This is a genomic window from Peptostreptococcus sp. D1 (assembly GCF_900112955.1).
GTDB lineage: Bacteria > Bacillota > Clostridia > Peptostreptococcales > Peptostreptococcaceae > Peptostreptococcus.
This window is the reverse complement of sequence record NZ_FONP01000004.1, coordinates 106,602-124,722: the sequence shown is the minus strand read 5'-3', so window position 1 is coordinate 124,722 and position 18,121 is coordinate 106,602. Positions and strand designations below refer to the sequence as shown.

The following is an 18,121-nucleotide window of genomic DNA, read 5'->3' as shown; positions in this document are numbered from 1 at the left end:
ATTTTTTTGATGAAACATAGCCTACCAAAAAATATTTATTTTTTGTCCCATATTTTAGATAATTTATCACACATTACATACAGAAATTATGGTATACTAAAGAGTGATATTGTAGAATATTATTTATGAAAGTACCTATTAGAAATTAATAGTTAAAATATTTTTTCGGGAGGATTTTATGGGATTTTTTAGTAAATTTTTTAAGTCGAATATTAATAACATTATTACTAATGATATGGGGATAGATTTGGGGACTGCAAATACTCTTGTTTACATAAAAGGTCAAGGGATAGTAGTCGATGAGCCATCTGTTGTGGCAGTTAGGGAGGATAACAACGAAATTTTAGCAGTTGGTAAAAATGCCAGTGAAATGGTCGGTAGAACTCCAGAGAATATTATTGCAATACAGCCTATAAAAGAGGGTGTAATCAATGATTTTGAAGCGACTCAAGCCATGATGAGCTATTTTATTCAGAAGGGTTCAAAAGGAGTAGTAAGTCCTAGGATAGTTATCTGTGTTCCATGTGGAATTACGAAGGTTGAAAGAAAGGCCATTGAAGAAGCCGCTATTCAGGCTGGTGGTAGAGAAGTATATATACTAGATGAGCCGATGGCAGCAGCTATTGGTGCTAGCTTAAATGTAAATGATCCAGAGGGGAATTTGATTGTAGATATCGGTGGTGGTACATCTGAGATAGCAGTTATTTCCCTTGGTGGAGTTGTCGTTGCCAATTCAACGAGGATTGGTGGCGATGAATTTGACAATGCGATCGAAAATTATGTCAGAAGCTCTTACAATATAATAATAGGATCTAGAACCTGTGAAAATATAAAGCTGATGATAGGTTCTGCTTTCCCTAGTGAAAATGAAGCCGAAATGAAGGTTAGTGGAAGAGACATTTTGACTGGACTTCCAAGGACAATTACAATAGCTTCTACTGAAGTCAGAGATGCATTGAGAGAGCCTCTTGCAGAAATAATTGAGGCAATAAGGACAACCCTGGAGCAAACTCCTCCAGAATTGGCATCTGATATCATGGAAAAAGGGATTTTCTTAACAGGAGGAGGCTCCCTTTTAAAAGGTATGGACAAGCTGATAGAAGCAGAAACTGCACTTAAGGTTACAGTTGTTGATAATCCATTGCAATGTGTTGCGATTGGTGCTGGAAGGTCGATAGAGAATGAAGATATCTTCAACAGCATCGTAAAAATGAATGCTGAAGGTTAGTTGGTGGTCTCCGTGAAGCTTAGTAAAGATAGTAAATCGAAATTTACCATCAAAAGTATAATTGCTTCAGGAGTGGTTATACTTTTGGTGGTTGTAACTGCTTATTCCTTTTCTAATAGAGGCAGGGTGCAGTTTTTAGAAGAAGCTCCATTTTTTAGTGTTTTTTATGGGTTTGGGAAGCATCTAAACAACGTCGTTACCAGTACGGGAGGATTTATTGATGATTTGATAAATTTCAGAAGCAACTCGATGAAATTAAAGGAACTAAATGCCGAAAATGAAAAGCTGAGACAGGAATTAATAGAACAAAGTGATAATGAAAATAAACTTGAGTCATTGGAAATGTTGAAAAAATCTCTTAATTACGTGGATAGTAATAAAAGAAATCAGTTAGTTTCCGCAAGCATTATTGGTAAAAACGAGGGTGATTGGTATAAGACATTTGTCATTGATGCTGGTGCTGACAGTGGTGTGGTAAAGGACAGTATTGTCATCAATGGCGATGGCGTTGTCGGTATTGTATTTAGTGTGAGCAACAAATATTCAAAGGCGATATCAATTATCGACTCAAGAGCATCTGTAAGCTTTAAGATATCGGGTAAAGAAACGAGCAAGGGTGTAATTACAACGTCTTCTGATGTTGGTAGCTCTGATTTTAGTGATGTCGATAAGCTGTTGCAGGGATATTTTTTTGACACGAAGGCAACTGCAGAAAAAAATGACTTGATAGTAACCTCCGGACTTGGTTTATATCCTGAAAATATTCCAATAGGTAAAATTTCGAAGGTTACGTACGATAAAAATAAATCTATGAAATATATAAAGGTTAGACCGAGTGTAGATTTTAAAAAGCTTGATATCGTGAGTATAATACCACCTAGGAAGATTGATTAGGAGGTATCTATGAAGAATATATTTATATTTATCGTTGGATTAATAATAGTAGTGCTGGAGACATTTTTTACAAATTATGTTGTCACCTATTTTAGTGTAAATATTCTGTTGATTTTCGTTATTTTTATTTCGTTGTACATCGACAGAAGCTATTCTCTAATAATTACGGGTATTCTGGGACTTATTGGTGATTTGGCAACGGGAGGTATTATTGGTGTTACATCGATACTATTTCTTGGGACATCATATTTTTTGTCGAGTATCGAAAAGTCAATTTTTAAGGATAATAAGCTGATAGTTAGCTTGTTGGTTTTTGTTGTAAGTATTGTATATTCAATACTTGATGTGGTTACTGCATCAATATTTTTTATACCAACTCCACTTTTGGTGGGATTATTAAAATCTGTTATCGTAATTCCAATTTCAAATACTGTGGTGGCGTATGTTCTATATACAATATTTAGCGATAAGCTGATTAAGCTTAGAGTGGAGTAAATATGAGTAAAACGAAAAAGAATTCAGAAATAAAAGTCAGACTTAGTATGATTAATAAAGTTTTACTTGTTATACTTTTGGTTGTTTCAGGTAAAATTGTCTATATGACAACATTTAGACATTTATACTATACTAACATGGCAAATCAAAAGACCTATAAGCAAATTATGGTCCAAGCTCCAAGAGGAGAGATAAGAGATAGAAATGGAGTTCTGTTGGCTGGAAACGAGCCTCAATTTACTGTTCAGGTGGTGGCAGACTCCTTTAACAAGGTTGGAAAAGAAAATCAGAAAGAGGCGAACAAAATCGCTTATTCTATTCTGAATATACTGGAGAGAAAAAATGAAAAGTATACAGATGAGTTTCCGATTACTATTGAGAACGGAAAATTTTTGTATACTTTTGACAAGAATATAAAAGCATTTAAGGACGATAATGCAATTCCCCAGAATTATAACGCAAAGCAAAGCTTTTATCATTTTGTAGATTATTTGATAAAAAATGAGGTTATAGGCTTAACTGACAGAAAGCTTGAACCTGTTGATTTACAGTCAAAGCTAAATTCCTTGGGCTACTATCCACCAATATTGGTATCAAATTGGACGTTTACTCAGGAAAAAGATAAGGAAGACTGGCTTGACAGTTATAATAAGCTGAACAAAAATACGTCTGCACAAAATGCTTTTAAAGCGATTAGAGAGTACTACGAAATAGACCCTTCTATGAGCGATAAGGAAGCTAGGAAGATTATGATTGTAAGAGATATGCTAAAATCAAAAGTATATACACAATACAATCCTGTAGCCTTGGCGAGAGGTATCAAATCTGATACTGTGGCTGAAATAGAGGAAAATTCCATGAATCTATCGGGGATTTCAGTTGCAGTTGAACAGAAAAGAGTTTATCCACAGGGAAATCTTGCTGCACATATATTAGGGTATTTGGGAAAAATACCGTCTACAAAAGCGTTGAAATATATAAAAAATGGATATAATCCAAATGAGCTGGTGGGAATATCTGGAATCGAAAAAAGCTATGAAGAAAAGCTGAGAGGCTCTGCCGGATATAAAGAAGTAAAGGTCGATAGTGTGGGAAGAGTGATAGAAGAAATGAAATCAGTAAATCCTACTTCTGGAGGAAGTGTTCAGCTAACTATAGATAGTAAACTACAGAAGGTTGCCGAAGAATCGTTGGAGAGGGCAATAAAATCTGCCAAAACTGGATCTACCTTTAAGAGCCAATTTGGAAATATTAACATAAAAGAGATTGCACCGAAGGCAAATTCAGGTGCAATTGTTGTAATGGATGTTACTAAAGGTGATACACTAGCAATGGCAAGCTATCCCAATTTTGACCCAAATAAATTTGCAAATGGAATAACCTCAGAGGAATATAGTAATTATATGCCCAAAAATAAAAACGACACTCTTGCTCCAAATCCACTTTTAAATTTGGCGACACAGGGAGCGTTCCAGCCAGGATCCACATTTAAAATGATAACTGCTATGGCAGCATTGGAATCTGGCTTAAATCCCAACTACACAATCAATGATCCTGGTGTCATCAGACTTGGAAATAGAAATTTTGCAGACTATATCTGGCATCATGGAGGTAAAAATCATGGGATAGTAAATCTTTACAAGGCTATTCAAGAGTCGTGTAACGTGTATTTTTATATTATTGGTAGTGATAGAAATTGGGTTACAGGAGAAAATTTAAACCATGGAATGGGGGCCTCAAGAATACTTGAGTATGCTAAAAAATTTGGGCTAGATGAAAATACAGGTCTTGAAAAGCAAATCGAAACAAGAAATGGTAAGGTACCTAGTGAGAAACAAAAGAAAGAAAATATTAAAATGCAGTTGAAGATTGCATTGGATAGAACTATGAGATTCCATTTTGAAGGACTAGATTACACGAAGAATAAGGATGAATTTGATAAAAATATAGATGAAATAGTCAGTTGGATAGATGAAAAAGAAATACCTGGAAGAACTGAGACAATTGAGCGTCTAAAAAAGCTTGATGTCAAGGAACAGTATGTTACTTCGGATGCAGACTATATCGTATATAGCTATTTTAATTTTGCGAAGTGGAGAGTAGGGGACACATTTAATTTGGCTATAGGTCAAGGGGAAAATGCATATAACCCAGCTCAGCTTGCCAGATATATTTCCGTTATCGCAAATGGCGGGTATCTAGTCAATATGAATGTTGTCGATAGGGTTGAATCTTCAAGTGGTAAAACTATAGAAGAGCCAGCTCGCAAACTTGAAAAGGTAGATTTCAAAGACAATGCATACCTGAAAGATTTAAAAATAGGAATGGTTAGAGTTTCTGAAATAGGGTTGGCAAAGGATGCTTTTTCAAAATTTCCAATAAAGGTGGCCTCAAAAACTGGTACTGCCGAAAAGACAGGAAAGATTCCTAGTGATAATGAGCTAGAATATCTTAAATCCCATCTCTCATCATACTCAGTCAGTGAGAGTGAAGTAATGGCAAAATATGAAAAGCTAAAATCTGACAAAGAATATGAGCTGACAAATAACAAGATTAAAGAGTTAAAAGCCAAGATTGCAAATACTAATACGAGTACGGAAGATAGAGAAAAATATCAGAAAGAGCTTGATCGTGGAGTAAAGGTTAAATTGGAAAACAGCGATAAAGTAAATGCAGCGTATCTAAGAATGGCAATCAAGCAGCTAAATCACAATATAACCGATGATGATATTGATAGGTTTAAGGCTGACTATGGTTCATTCGCTTGGTGTGTGGCGTTTGCGCCTGCCGATAATCCAAAAATTGCGGTGGCTTGCTTGATTCCTCAGGGTGAAACGAGTTCTTATGCTGTATTACCGATTAGAGAAGTGATTGGTCAATATTATGGATTGTTAAAGGATGGAGAAGAAAAAAATCAGCCAGAGCAATAAGATTCTGGCGGATTTTTTACAAATATATGGGAAGTAGGCAGTTAGATGAAAAAAATTGATTATAAGAGAAAAATAAGAATAGTAAAAAGCCTCGACTGGAAGCTTATAGCTATTGTATTTACAATTTTTTTGTTCGGATTGGTGGTTCTTAGCAGTGCTACTCATGCGAATGTTACAGGTGATTTTTCACAGATTTATAAACAGGTGTTGGCTTTTTGTATAGGTACCATTGTAATCGTAATTTTGTTGATATTTGACTATGATAGTATTGGAAAGCATTACAAAGAGTTGTACATTGTCAGTTTTTTACTATTGGTGGTGTTGTTGGTACCAGGAGTCGGAGATGTACAATTTGGTGCAAAATCATGGATAAAAATCGGTAATTTCAATCTTCAGACCTCTGAGATTGTAAAATTTACTTTTATCCTTAGCTATGCAAAAATTATTGACAACAATAAGGATAATATTGGAAATGTAAAGGTTTTGGGAAAATTGTTCGTATATGTGCTTCCATTCATTGGATTGCTGTTGGCACAACCTGATTTGGGAACTGCTGTAGTGTTTATGTGCATAATATTCTTCATGCTGTATACTGCTGGATTGAATAAAAAAATAATAAGAAATATCATAATTGGAGCGGCGATACTCACACCGATTATGTATCTTTTTATGGCTCCTCATCAAAAGGTGAGAATTTTGAATTTGTTCAATCCACAGGCTAGCACAAACTATCAAGTTTTGCAGTCGATGATAGCAATAGGGTCTGGAGGTCTTTTTGGTAAGGGTCTTTATTTGGGTTCTCAAAATCAGGAAAACTTTCTACCAGTTAGAGATTCGGATTTTATCTTTGCTGTTATTGGCGAGGAGCTGGGATTAATAGGAATGCTATTTGTAATTCTGATGTTTGTGCTTATGATTACGAGATTGCTGATGATAGCAAAAAAATCGAAAAATACCTATGGCACTTTTATTGTGGTTGGTATTACAGGAATGTTTACATACCAGACTATACAGAATATAGGTATGACTGTTGGTTTAATGCCAGTGACGGGTGTGACACTTCCATTTGTAAGCTATGGCGGTAGCTCGATTATAACGTCACTTGCAAACATTGGCATTGTTTTAAATGTATATTTGAGGAGAAGAAGGTTGGGAATTTACTCCTAACCTCTTTTGTCTATATAGGTTATTTAGAAAGGTTTATAGTAGTGAATAAAATAAATAAAAGATTGAATAAAGAGATTGCTAAAGTAGATCTCGGAAAGATTCTAAAAAAAGTAGAAAAACCAGCGAGATATTTGGGAAATGAAACAAATACAATTCACAAAGATACGAATGATGAAAATTTGATAAGATATGCTCATTGTTTTCCAGATGTGTATGAAGTGGGAATGAGTCATCTTGGGTCTCATATTTTGTATAATTCGTTGAATCAAGATGAAGACGTGTATTGTGAAAGAGTATATGCTCCGTCAGTAGATATGGAAGAAAAGATGAGAGAAAACAATATTCCTTTATTTGCACTTGAATCGAGGGAGTCAATTACTAATTTTGATTTTGTGGTATTCTCTCTACAGTATGAGCTATGCTATACAAATATTTTAAATATGCTTGATTTGGCAAATATTCCACTACTTTCAAAAGACAGAGATGAAAAATGTCCTCTGGTTATGGTTGGTGGCTCGTGTGCGTATAATGTTGAACCTATGGCTGACTTTGTAGATATAGCACTATTGGGTGAGGGTGAACAATTGAATAGGGAAGTCGTTAGAGCATATATTGATTGGATGAAAACGGACCCATACAACAATGGGAAGACGAAAAGAGATTTTTTAGAGCTGGTATCAGAAATTGATGGTGTTTATATACCTTCGTTTTATGAATTTGAATATAACCAAGATGGAACTATTTCTGAATTGAGGGTGATAAATGAAAAGGCGCCTAAAAATCCTAGAAAGAGAATAATAACTGATATGGATGCAATTGAGTATCCGGAGAAAATTATTGTCCCTTTTGTAGAAACTATTCATGATAGAATTGTTTTGGAATTGTTTAGAGGATGTACTAGAGGCTGTAGATTTTGTCAGGCTGGGATGATATATAGGCCAATTAGAGAGAAAACTGTTGAGAGATTGAAGGGGATAGTCGATAATATGATAAAAAATACTGGGTATGATGAAATTTCATTATCTTCCTTGAGTACGAGTGATTATAGTCATATTGAAGAAATAACAGATTTTTTGGTTGATGAATATGCATCTCAGAATATAGGTGTATCTTTACCATCATTGAGACTTGATAATTTCTCGATGGAAATTGCTGAAAAGATTCAGCAGGTAAGAAAAACTGGCTTAACTTTTGCTCCAGAAGCAGGCTCTCAGAGAATGAGAGATGTAATCAACAAAGGTGTTACTGAGGAGAATTTGAGAAATGCTGTTAGCAAGGCTTTCCAGATGGGATGGAACAGTGTGAAGCTGTACTTTATGATTGGATTACCTACTGAAAACTATGAGGATTTGGATGGAATTAGAGATTTGGCTTATGAGGTTATTGATATTTACAGAGATATAAATGGTGGTAAATTGAGAAATAAATTTGGAGTAACTGTATCGACTTCAACCTTTGTGCCAAAAGCCTTTACACCGTTTCAATGGCATGGACAAAATACTCAGGATGAAATAAGAGAAAAACAAAAATATCTTGTCGGAATCTTGAGAAACGGCAATATAAAATATAACTATCACGAATCGAAATCTAGCTTGATGGAAGCTATTTTCTCCAGAGGGGATAGAAAACTCGGAAAGGTGCTATTGGAAGCCTTTAATAACGGTTCTAAATTTGACGGCTGGTCAGAGCATTTTGATTTTGATAGATGGATGAGATGCTTTGAAGCTTGTGGTTTGGATCCTAGCTTTTACGCTCATAGGGAGAGAAGCTATGAAGAAATATTGCCATGGGATCATATCGATGTAGGGGTAACAAAGGCATTCTTGATCAGAGAAAACGAGAAGGCGAAGAATAATGAATTGACTGAGGATTGCAGATGGGGATGTAAGGGATGTGGGGTCAATGTTAATGATATTGGAAGGGGATTGTGTTAATGTCTAAAATAATGAGAATTAAATTTACAAAGCTGGGTGATATGAAATACATTTCCCACCTAGACGTTCAACGTCTATTTCAAAGGGTATTCAGAAGAGCAGATGTTAGACTATCATACTCACAGGGGTTTAATCCTCATCCCAAGATGAGCTATGGTAATGCACTTGCTTTGGGTGTTGAAAGCTATGGAGAATATGTGGATATTGAAATAGAGAATAATCTATCTCCAGAATTATTGGCGGAAAAGATAAACAGCCAGTTACCAGAAGGGATGTCTTTTATCAAATGTATTGAGATACAGACTGGTGTAAAATCTCTGGCAGGAAATATTGAATATGGAAATTATGATTTTGTTATTGAAAACCTTGAACATTTTACAAGGTCTGAAGTAAGTGATAAAATTGATAAAATACTGTCATTAGAGACGTTGAATATTACGAGGATGAATAAAAAAGGAAAATTGGTCGAAATGGATATTATACCTATGATAAAAAGCTTGGAAGTAAAATCTGTTGAGGATGATAAAATAACAATAAATTCAATAATCTCAACAGGCTCGATAAAAAATTTAAATACAAACGTATTTTTGCCTAAGCTAATTGAGTTATTGGAAGTTTCGATCGATCCTTTGGAGGTCGATGTTATCAGAAATGATTTGTATTTTGTCGAGCAAGGTGAACTGGTAAGCCCAATATAGAAATTAGGTGTGTTATGAAGCAATTTATTATTGAAAATTTTGTAAATGCAAAGAAGCTTGCTGTAATAGATAGTGGCAAGTTTGAGAGAATAATTATTGAAAGCAATTTTTCAAACAACAGAATAAACAATATTTATAGAGCAAAAATAGTGAAAAAAATACCCTCTATGGACGCCGTATTTATTGATTATGGCGATGAAAATAATGGATTTTTGAAGCTAGAAAATTTAAATAAGCTGGGTGCGTTATATCCTAATAGTTCTCTGAATATAGGTGATAATGTGATGGTTCAGTTGATTAAAGAGGAAAAAGGTGTAAAAAGGGCAAAATTTACCACAGATATAAGCATTCAAGGAAAATACGTTGTTTTGCTGTCAAATAGCGAAAAAATACTCTTTTCGAGCAAGATAAAATCTTTTCAAGAGAGAAATAGATTGAGAAGCATTGTTGAAGAGATAATTTCTGAGATGAATGTAAAAAATGGATTTATTATCAGAACAGATTCTGTTGCTTTAGAAAAGGATAGCCTAAAAAAAGACATTGAAAAAGTATGTAAGGATTACAGTGATATTTGTCGATTATATGAACAGAAATTTGAGCCTGAGTGCATATTTAGTAGTGGAGGAGATATAATTAGGTATATTGAGTTAAATTTTGGTGATAATGTAGAGAAAATTGTTTGCTCGTTTGAGGATGATTTTGATGAAGACGGAGTTTTTCTGGAGGCTATCAAAAAAATTGTGAAAAGAAGCGGTATAGAAAAGCTTACAAAAATTGTCAAGGTATCTGGAGATGATGTTTTTGAATCGTATGGTATTAATAGGATGCTGAAAAAATACAAATCTAGAAGGATTTGGTTGGACAAGGGAGCATATATTGTGATTGATAAGACTGAGGCAATGACTGTTGTAGATGTGAACTCAGGTAGAAATATAGGAAGTGGAGACTACGAAAACACAATATTAAATATAAATTTATCTGCAGCATCTGAAATTTCCAATCAAATTATGGTAAGGGATATTTCTGGAATAATTTTGGTAGATTTTATCGATATGAAAAAAGAGGAAGATAAAGAAAAAATTATTGATGAAATGAATAGAAGCTTTGGATGTGACGATAGAAAAAGTAAAATTCATGGATTTACGAAGCTGGGTCTATTAGAAATTTCAAGAATGAGAAAAAATGATTCATTTGAGAACTACTATCTAAAGGATGGCATTTCTGACACGAAATCGGATGATTCCTTGCTCGATGGACTAGAGCGGCTTCTCATATACACAAAATACCATTTAAACAAAAATATCTTGAATATATATTCAATAGGTGAAGTGGAATCACTAGAAGAATGTATTGAAATATTTGGTACAATGGGTAAAGAATTGCATCATGAGCTGATATTCAATGATGGCTTGCTGACAAGAAAATCACATGTATTGGATACTTTGAAAAAAAAATATAATATGGAAATAAAAGTAAAAAAATTATATAAAATATCAAATTTCGATATCAAATAGCGCATTTTTTCCTCATTCTGTCATAGTGTCGAAAAATAATAGTATATGCTCTGTAAAGAAATAAAATTAAATCTACCTTTACAGAGCATATCTATTATTTTAATATTCCAAACTAATATTCGTCAAAGAAATTTTCATCCTGCACCATCGTAATAAATGGTGAAAGAGGAGTATCCCATGATTCATGATCAGTATGAAGAAGCTTGTGAGCCAAATGAGAGCTTGGTTTTTCTAGATAGTCATCGTACAGTTTTTTAATTGATGGATTTTCGTGTGAATATCTCAAATACATTGATCTATCAATATCATATAATTTCTCTCCTCTAGTGCTAGCTAGTTCCATACCTTCTCTAATAGGCTGTCCACCACCACCCGAGCATCCACCGGGACATGCCATCACTTCTACAAAGTCATATTTTACCTCACCTTTAATTATATTATCCATAAGTTTTCTTGCATTTCCAAGACCACTGACAACTGCCACATTTATCTGGCTTCCATCTATGTTAAATTTCGACTCCTTCCAGCCTTGAGAACCCCTCACCGATTTAAACGAATCGGGATCTGGGTTTTTTCCAGTCACTAGGTAATATGCCGATCTTAGTGCTGCTTCCATAACTCCACCAGTAACTCCAAATATTGCACCGGCACCACTTCCTATTCCAAGTGGAGTATCAAATGATTCTTCCTTTAGCATTGTAAAATCTAAATTTTCGGCCTTGATCATTTTTTCTAATTCTCTAGTTGTTATAACGACATCAACATCTCTATCTGCTTGTGAATCATTTATTGAAGGGATTCCAGCTTCATGCTTCTTCGCCGAACACGGCATTATAGAAACACAGAAGATTTTATTTGGATTTACACCTAATATGTCAGCATAATATGATTTTGCTACGACACCAAACATCTGCTGTGGAGATTTTGATGTGGAAAGATATTTAACCATATCTGGGTACTGAGATTTCATAAATCTTACCCAACCAGGGCAACATGATGTGAATAGAGGATACTTCATGTTTCCTTTAGAGTACAATTCCAAGAATTCAGTACCTTCCTCCATTATAGTAAGATCCGCACTGAAATTAGTGTCAAAAACATAGTCGAAACCTATCCTTTTTAGAGATGCTACCATCAACCCGGTAGTTGCATGAATGTCATCCACATTCAAATATTCTGCCCATGCAGTTCTTACAGCAGGTGCTACCTGAACGACGGTTATCAGATCTGGATCTTCTAATGCCTTGTATACTTTGTCTATGTCATTTTTAACCATCAATGCACCGACTGGACAGTGTGTGATACATTGTCCACATAAAGAACAATCAGCTTGCTCTATATTTCTATTCCAAGAAACATCCACAGTTGTACGATATCCGCTGTTCACGATATCCCATATATTTAAACTCTGTATCTTGTCACATACTTGGATGCATCTCATACACTTTATACATTTTGAAAAGTCTTTTTGAAGAGGGAAGTCTGGATTCCAGCTTCTCTGTTCAAAGTCTATGTCGAAATTTACATTTAATACATTTAAGTCATTTGAAATTTCCTGAAGTGAGCAATTTCCACTTCTAACGCAAGTAGCGCACTTAAAGTCATGCTGAGATAGTATTAGCTCAACGTTAGTCCTTCTGGCGTTTCTTACCTTAGGACTATTTGTTCTTATTACCATACCTTCTTTTACAACGTTATTGCATGATGTCAATAATTTTTCCTTGCCCTTGACTTCAACGACGCAGATTCTACATGCGCCGATTTCATTTAAATCTCGAAGGAAACATAGCCTAGGGATTCTAACTCCAGCCAAAACAGCAGCATCAATTATTTTAGTTCCTTCTTTAACCTCTATTTGTTGATTATCTATAGTTATTTTTACCATCTTGATGCTCTACCTCCTCTAAAGTTACCCCATCCGAAATGATCGCATCTCAAGCATCTTGAGGCTTCCTGAGCAGCCTCGTCAGCAGTCAGACCGTATTCGATTTCATCAAAGTTATATTTTCTTTCGTCTACTGGAACTTCCTTCATATTTGATCTTGCACATGGCTTTCTATCATCCCATCTAATGTGTGGAAGGTCAATGTCAACACTTATTAGATGGTTGTATCCAAGGTATTCATCTATATTTGCAGCAGCAACCTTTCCTGCACCGATTGCTTTGATTACTGTAGCTGGGCCAGTAACACAGTCACCTCCAGCGAATACACCTGGAAGGTTTTCTATTTCACTTGAGTTAAGGGCTTCTATAATACCTCTTTTTACTGGCATTCCAAATTCCTTAAAGTGCTTTGATTCTATATTTTGTCCTATAGCTACTATTACATGGTCACATTCCAATCGAACTGAATCACTATTTGCATTTCTAGGTCTAGGCCTACCAGCGGAATCCATTTCACCGACTATCTGTGGTTTTACCCATAGAGCAGTAGTGTTGTTGTTTTCATCAAATTCTATTCTTTCAGGAGACATTAGCGTTTGCAGGTCGCAGCCCTCTGCTATAGCACCTTCGATTTCTTCTACTAAGCATGTCATATCTTCCTGTCTTCTTCTATATGCTATCGTTACTTTTTCAGCATTGCATCTGATTGATGTACGAGCGACATCCATTGCGACATTACCACCGCCTATCACCACGACACGTTTTCCAGTCAAATCTGGATAGTCCTCATCGCCGATTTTTTTCAGCATTTCTACCGCAGAAACAACTCCGTTTGAATTTTCGCCTTCGATTCCAAGTTTTTTGTCATCGTGTGCACCGATTGCAATATATACAGCATCGTACTCATTTGCAAGTTTTTCGATTTTTAAATCCTTTCCGATTTCCACATTGGTGTGAGCTTCGACTCCTGTGGCAAGTATTGCATCAATATCTTCCTGGAGTCTTTCTCTAGGTAGTCTGTAGTTTGGTATACCATATCTAAGCATTCCACCCAGCTTGTCTTTTTCTTCAAATACTTCGACCTTGTGTCCCATAAGCGATAGATAATACGCAGCACTTAAACCACTTGGACCTCCACCGACGATGGCAATTTTTTTGCCAGTGCTATCAGCACAAGGTGGAGGAGGAACTACTCCAGCATGATCTGATGCATATTTTTTCAATCCTCTTATATTCAATGGGGCATCAACAAAAGTTCTTCGACATCTTGCTTCACAAGGATGCTCACAGACCAATGCACAAGCTGTAGGGAATGGGTTATCCTTTCTGACAAGCCTTACTGCATCAGCGTATCTGCCTTCTCCAACTAAAGCAATGTAACCAGGAATATCAACTCCTGCTGGACATAGTGTGACACATGGAACGGAAATATTTCTATCCATAGAGCATTTGTTTTTCTTGATGTGTGAAATATAGTCATCTCTGAATCCCATTACTCCAGATAGTACCATTTGGGCGGCTTCAGTTCCTATTGCACAGTCGGCGGAATTGATAATGGAAATAGCCGTATGCTCTATCATTTCCAGTGTTTTCTCGCTCGCCCTATTGTCTAGAACGTTTTCCATAAGCTGCTGCAATTTACCTAAACCGACTCTACAGGGTACACATTTTCCGCAGGTTTGTGCATGACAAAGCTTTAGAAATGCTATAGAGGCCTCTACTGGACAAATTCCAGGGGGACTTGCTATTATTCTTCTTTCGATATCTTTGTATAGACCTTCTACAACTAATTGTGCAGTGTCTGGTGTATTAATATATAATCTACTCATATTTCCCTCCTATAGCTGATTTTCTGTTTATTAAACTATATTGGATTAAATTATAGTGAAAAATATTTTAAATCAAATTCTAATTGTTGATTTATTAGCGATTATTCTGTGCCTTCAGAATAATTGAAATGTTTGAGATAAAACTAACATTTTCCCTATAATAACAAAATCCGATTAGAAATCGGATCTAAATCAGCAAATATAATAAATGAAAATTTTGATTATTCTTATAATAACATAAAACTAATTTTTTTCATCATTTTTTTTAATAAAATTAAAAAAAAAGAGAATAAATCTCTTTTTTACTTTGGATATGAAATTGTAAAACTCATTCCATCGACTGCAACCTCGCTATCCTTAAACACGCTCGTTGCATTGCTTTTATAGTCATTGGGATTATCTATTGAAGGGGAGAAGTGAGTTAGTAAAAGCCTTTTTACATTTCCTTTTGAAGCAAGGCTTGCAGCCTCTCTAAATGTCATGTGTTTATTTTTTACTGCCTTTGAAATATCTATATCGTCACCATACATCGCTTCGCAAATAAATAAATCACTATCCGAAATGAACTCAGGAATACTGTCTATTGGTCTAGTATCGGTAATAAAACTAAGCTTTATACCTTTTCTTTCATTTTCTAGTACATCCTCAGGTGAATATAATTTATCATTTATATAATAAGTTTTCCCTTTTTGTAGATGATTCCAAATATATTTAGGTACAGAATTCGCTTCAGCTTTTTCAATACTGAATTTTCGGTTTCGATTGAAGTAAAGTGAATAACCTATACACTCTGTAGAATGATCTAGAATGATTGTGTTTATTTCTACATCCTTTAAAGCATCGCCTCCTACGATAGAAAAGCTACCAATTGGATTTTCTATTATACGTAGTTCGAAGGGCAGTCCCTCCCAAAGAACCATCATTGCATAAATGGCTTCTTTTATTCCACGAGGTCCAACTATTGTAAGAGGGGATCTTTTTTCGGCGTTTCCCATTGTTGAAAGTAGTCCCAATAGTCCGTTTATATGGTCGCCATGTAGGTGGCTGATTAGAATTAGATCTATTCCTTTGAAACCACAGTTGAATTTTTTCATGGCTATTTGAGTTCCTTCACCACAATCTATTAATATTTTTACTCCCTTGTAGTTTAGTAATACACTGGAACAGAATCTGGTGTGAGAGGGAACGTTGCCTCCCGTACCAATCATTGTTAAATTAACCATTGTACACCTCTTTCGTTAAAATACTCGATATACTATTACTTGATTGTTATTACTTGGTATATTATTATAGCATATAATTTATTACTATATAATTATTTATCCTATTTTACATTATAATTCATACAATTGTTAATGTAAAATAATATTTAAGGATAATTTTTGTTATTTATGATATAATTTTATATGAAAAATTCATTGTGTGAGAGGTTTGATATGTCGAAGATTTCAAATATAGAGGTTCAAAAAAAGAATAAGAATAGAGCAAATTTGTTTGTGGATGGGGAATACTTGATATCATTGGATATAGGTCTTGTGCACAAAATGAAACTAAAGGTCAATGATGAAATCGACAGACAGAAGCTTGTGGATATTATAAAATCAGATAACTTTGAGAAAGCAAAAACAAAAGCATTGGATTTACTCAGTAAATCTAATAAGTCCGAGAAAAAAATAATTGAAAAGCTGTCGGATTCATTTGATGATAAAACAATTGACATAGTAATAGAATTTTTGAAGTCGTATTCATTTATTGACGATGAAAAATATGCAAAAATGTTGGTAAAAGATAGTCAGAATGTTAAGCGAGTGGGAAGAAATAGAATCAAGCAAAATTTGTATTCTAAAGGCATTTCCTCTAAGGAAATAGTCAGTGCGGTGTCAAGCATAGATGAGGAATTAGAGCTTGAAAATGCGATATATCTAGCTGAAAAAAAATATAAAAAGCTAAAAGGAGAAGAACATATTAAAATTAAAAATAAAATGTTTCAGCATCTTGCCTACAAGGGCTTTGACTACGATGTCATAAAATCAGCGATTGATAGAGTTTTAGAGAAACATTTAAAGGGCTAAATTTAAGATTATTTGATATAATAAGGATAGACTATGAAAAATATATTGTTGATAGGAATTAGTATTTTGATAGGTATTTACTGTATTGTAAAATTGTATGTCGATGAGAGATAGCTAAAATGATTAATTTTTTTTGAGAAATTATGATATAATATAAATATAATGTGCTGAAGGGAATAATGAAATGAATTTACAAGAAAGGTTAAACCTGTCTTATGAAAAAAATTGCAAAAAAGTGGAGTCTTTTATTGGTTCAAATAGGAAGATGAAATTGGGAATAATGGGTGGGACTTTTAATCCTATTCATAATGCTCATCTTGCCACCGCTGAGTTTATTAAGGACAAGTATAATTTGAACAAGGTTGTTTTTATTCCAACTGGTGATCCACCACATAAAAAAATTATTTTGGATAAATTCCATAGGTACAATATGGTTGTCTTGTCAGCCATGAAGAATGACGATTTTTTTGTTTCCGATTTTGAGATTAATAAAAAGGAGCAAAGCTACACGGTAGATACGCTAAGGTATATTGTGGAAACCTATCCAAATGAAGAATTGTACTTTATTACCGGATCGGATGCGATAAATCAAATTGAGAGCTGGAAGGATTTTAGAGAAAACTTTAAGCTAGCAAAATTTATAGGAGCCATAAGACCAGGGATAGGAATTCTGGAGACACAAGAAAATGTTGAAAGGTTTAGAAAGGATTACTGTGCAGATGTGGATTTGGTATATGTACCTTCACTTGAGATTTCTTCCACATATATAAGAAGCAGAGTGATGTCAGATAAAAGTGTTAAATACCTTGTTCCTAGCAGGGTTGAAGAATATATTTATGAATATGGATTATACAAACGAGGAGTTAGCTGTAATGAATAAATCAGAGATGATTGAAAAACTTAAGGATTATTTGCCAGAGAGAAGAATTGTTCATTCGATGAATGTTGCAAAATCGGCTATGGAGCTTTGTGACATTTACGGTGGAGATAGAGAAAAGGCTGAGATAGCTGGAATATTACATGATGTGGCGAAATATGTGAAGTTTTTGGATGTAGATTCATACTGTCATAAATACGGAATTGAGCTTGATGATATAGAGAAAACAAATACTTCGCTTTCACATAGTATTTTGGGGATGTACATAGCAAAATATGAATTTGGCATCGACGATGAAGAAATTCTAAATTCCATCAGATTTCATACAACAGGTAGACCTGCTATGGGTTTGTTGGAGAAGATAATTTTTATTGCTGATGTTGTAGAGGTTGGAAGAGATTATCCTGGTGTTGATGCTGTGAGAGCTTTGGCTTTTGGAGGAAAATTAGAAGAGGCAATAGTGCATTCAATTGATGGAACTATATCTGTAGTTTTGAATAAAAAAGCCGTTTTGCATACTAGGACTGTGGAAGCAAGAAATTACTATGTTAAGCTTATTAAAGATAGAGAAAAAGGTAGAGATAGTGTGGTTATTTAG

The 18,121-nt window shown here is 34.7% G+C and carries 14 protein-coding genes; 11 read left to right on the top strand and 3 right to left on the bottom strand.

Annotated features, from left to right (window positions below; all coding sequences use genetic code 11):
- Positions 1-178: 178 nt before the first annotated feature.
- From BM120_RS04970 to BM120_RS04935, 8 genes are all read left to right on the top strand, one after another.
- Positions 179-1,228 (top strand): rod shape-determining protein, encoded by a 1,050-nt coding sequence (locus BM120_RS04970; RefSeq protein WP_091993775.1) that lies wholly within the window; start codon positions 179-181, stop codon positions 1,226-1,228.
- A 12-nt stretch (positions 1,229-1,240) separates the two neighbouring features.
- Positions 1,241-2,122, top strand: coding sequence for a rod shape-determining protein MreC (gene mreC / locus BM120_RS04965; RefSeq protein ID WP_091993774.1), 882 nt, complete (start codon positions 1,241-1,243; stop codon positions 2,120-2,122).
- A gap of 9 nt (positions 2,123-2,131) precedes the next feature.
- A complete protein-coding gene (gene mreD / locus BM120_RS04960) occupies positions 2,132-2,617 on the top strand; it encodes a rod shape-determining protein MreD (protein WP_091993772.1) in 486 nt (161 codons plus the stop codon).
- Positions 2,618-2,619: 2 nt separating this feature from the next.
- A complete protein-coding gene (locus BM120_RS04955) occupies positions 2,620-5,547 on the top strand; it encodes a penicillin-binding transpeptidase domain-containing protein (protein ID WP_091993771.1) in 2,928 nt (975 codons plus the stop codon).
- Between the two features lie 45 nt (positions 5,548-5,592).
- On the top strand, positions 5,593-6,714 hold the full coding sequence (locus BM120_RS04950) for an FtsW/RodA/SpoVE family cell cycle protein (RefSeq protein ID WP_091993769.1): 1,122 nt from the start codon (positions 5,593-5,595) through the stop codon (positions 6,712-6,714).
- Positions 6,715-6,788: 74 nt separating this feature from the next.
- Positions 6,789-8,648, top strand: a complete 1,860-nt coding sequence (locus BM120_RS04945; RefSeq protein ID WP_091993814.1) for a TIGR03960 family B12-binding radical SAM protein — start codon at positions 6,789-6,791, stop codon at positions 8,646-8,648.
- Positions 8,649-8,659: 11 nt separating this feature from the next.
- Positions 8,660-9,346 (top strand): TIGR03936 family radical SAM-associated protein, encoded by a 687-nt coding sequence (locus tag BM120_RS04940; RefSeq protein ID WP_330389364.1) that lies wholly within the window; start codon positions 8,660-8,662, stop codon positions 9,344-9,346.
- 14 nt (positions 9,347-9,360) lie between these two features.
- On the top strand, positions 9,361-10,860 hold the full coding sequence (locus BM120_RS04935; protein ID WP_091993766.1) for a ribonuclease E/G: 1,500 nt from the start codon (positions 9,361-9,363) through the stop codon (positions 10,858-10,860).
- 112 nt (positions 10,861-10,972) lie between these two features.
- Here the strand turns inward: BM120_RS04935 and BM120_RS04930 are convergent, their stop codons facing one another.
- The 3 genes from BM120_RS04930 to BM120_RS04920 form a co-directional block, all read right to left on the bottom strand.
- A complete protein-coding gene (locus BM120_RS04930) occupies positions 10,973-12,745 on the bottom strand; it encodes an NADH-dependent [FeFe] hydrogenase, group A6 (protein ID WP_091993764.1) in 1,773 nt (590 codons plus the stop codon).
- A complete protein-coding gene (locus tag BM120_RS04925) occupies positions 12,739-14,574 on the bottom strand; it encodes an NAD(P)-binding protein (protein WP_091993763.1) in 1,836 nt (611 codons plus the stop codon). The genes BM120_RS04930 and BM120_RS04925 overlap by 7 nt, the downstream gene beginning before the upstream one ends.
- A 302-nt stretch (positions 14,575-14,876) precedes the next feature.
- Positions 14,877-15,797: a ribonuclease Z gene (locus BM120_RS04920; RefSeq protein WP_091993761.1), complete on the bottom strand. Its 921-nt coding sequence runs from the start codon at positions 15,795-15,797 to the stop codon at positions 14,877-14,879.
- Positions 15,798-16,010: 213 nt separating this feature from the next.
- Here BM120_RS04920 and recX point away from each other — a divergent pair, with 213 nt between their 5' ends.
- The 3 genes from recX to yqeK all read left to right on the top strand — a co-directional run bounded on the left by recX (position 16,011) and on the right by yqeK (position 18,121).
- Complete coding sequence (gene recX / locus BM120_RS04915) at positions 16,011-16,646, top strand: recombination regulator RecX (RefSeq protein ID WP_091993760.1); 636 nt, start codon at positions 16,011-16,013, stop codon at positions 16,644-16,646.
- Between the two features lie 184 nt (positions 16,647-16,830).
- Entirely contained in the window at positions 16,831-17,526 is a 696-nt protein-coding gene (gene nadD / locus BM120_RS04910; RefSeq protein WP_091993758.1) for a nicotinate-nucleotide adenylyltransferase, read from the top strand.
- A complete protein-coding gene (gene yqeK / locus BM120_RS04905) occupies positions 17,519-18,121 on the top strand; it encodes a bis(5'-nucleosyl)-tetraphosphatase (symmetrical) YqeK (protein ID WP_091993756.1) in 603 nt (200 codons plus the stop codon). Before nadD ends, yqeK begins: the two co-directional genes overlap by 8 nt.

Excerpts from the sequence above, each read along its gene's own strand:
- yqeK (WP_091993756.1), top strand. The coding sequence starts at position 17,519 with ATGAATAAATCAGAGATGATTGAAAAACTTAAGGATTATTTGCCAGAG.
- BM120_RS04925 (WP_091993763.1), bottom strand. The coding sequence starts at position 14,574 with ATGAGTAGATTATATATTAATACACCAGACACTGCACAATTAGTTGTA.
- BM120_RS04970 (WP_091993775.1), top strand. The coding sequence starts at position 179 with ATGGGATTTTTTAGTAAATTTTTTAAGTCGAATATTAATAACATTATT.
- BM120_RS04950 (WP_091993769.1), top strand. The coding sequence starts at position 5,593 with ATGAAAAAAATTGATTATAAGAGAAAAATAAGAATAGTAAAAAGCCTC.
- recX (WP_091993760.1), top strand. The coding sequence starts at position 16,011 with ATGTCGAAGATTTCAAATATAGAGGTTCAAAAAAAGAATAAGAATAGA.
- BM120_RS04940 (WP_330389364.1), top strand. The coding sequence starts at position 8,660 with ATGAGAATTAAATTTACAAAGCTGGGTGATATGAAATACATTTCCCAC.
- BM120_RS04955 (WP_091993771.1), top strand. The coding sequence starts at position 2,620 with ATGAGTAAAACGAAAAAGAATTCAGAAATAAAAGTCAGACTTAGTATG.
- BM120_RS04935 (WP_091993766.1), top strand. The coding sequence starts at position 9,361 with ATGAAGCAATTTATTATTGAAAATTTTGTAAATGCAAAGAAGCTTGCT.
- mreD (WP_091993772.1), top strand. The coding sequence starts at position 2,132 with ATGAAGAATATATTTATATTTATCGTTGGATTAATAATAGTAGTGCTG.
- BM120_RS04920 (WP_091993761.1), bottom strand. The coding sequence starts at position 15,797 with ATGGTTAATTTAACAATGATTGGTACGGGAGGCAACGTTCCCTCTCAC.
- BM120_RS04930 (WP_091993764.1), bottom strand. The coding sequence starts at position 12,745 with ATGGTAAAAATAACTATAGATAATCAACAAATAGAGGTTAAAGAAGGA.
- nadD (WP_091993758.1), top strand. The coding sequence starts at position 16,831 with ATGAATTTACAAGAAAGGTTAAACCTGTCTTATGAAAAAAATTGCAAA.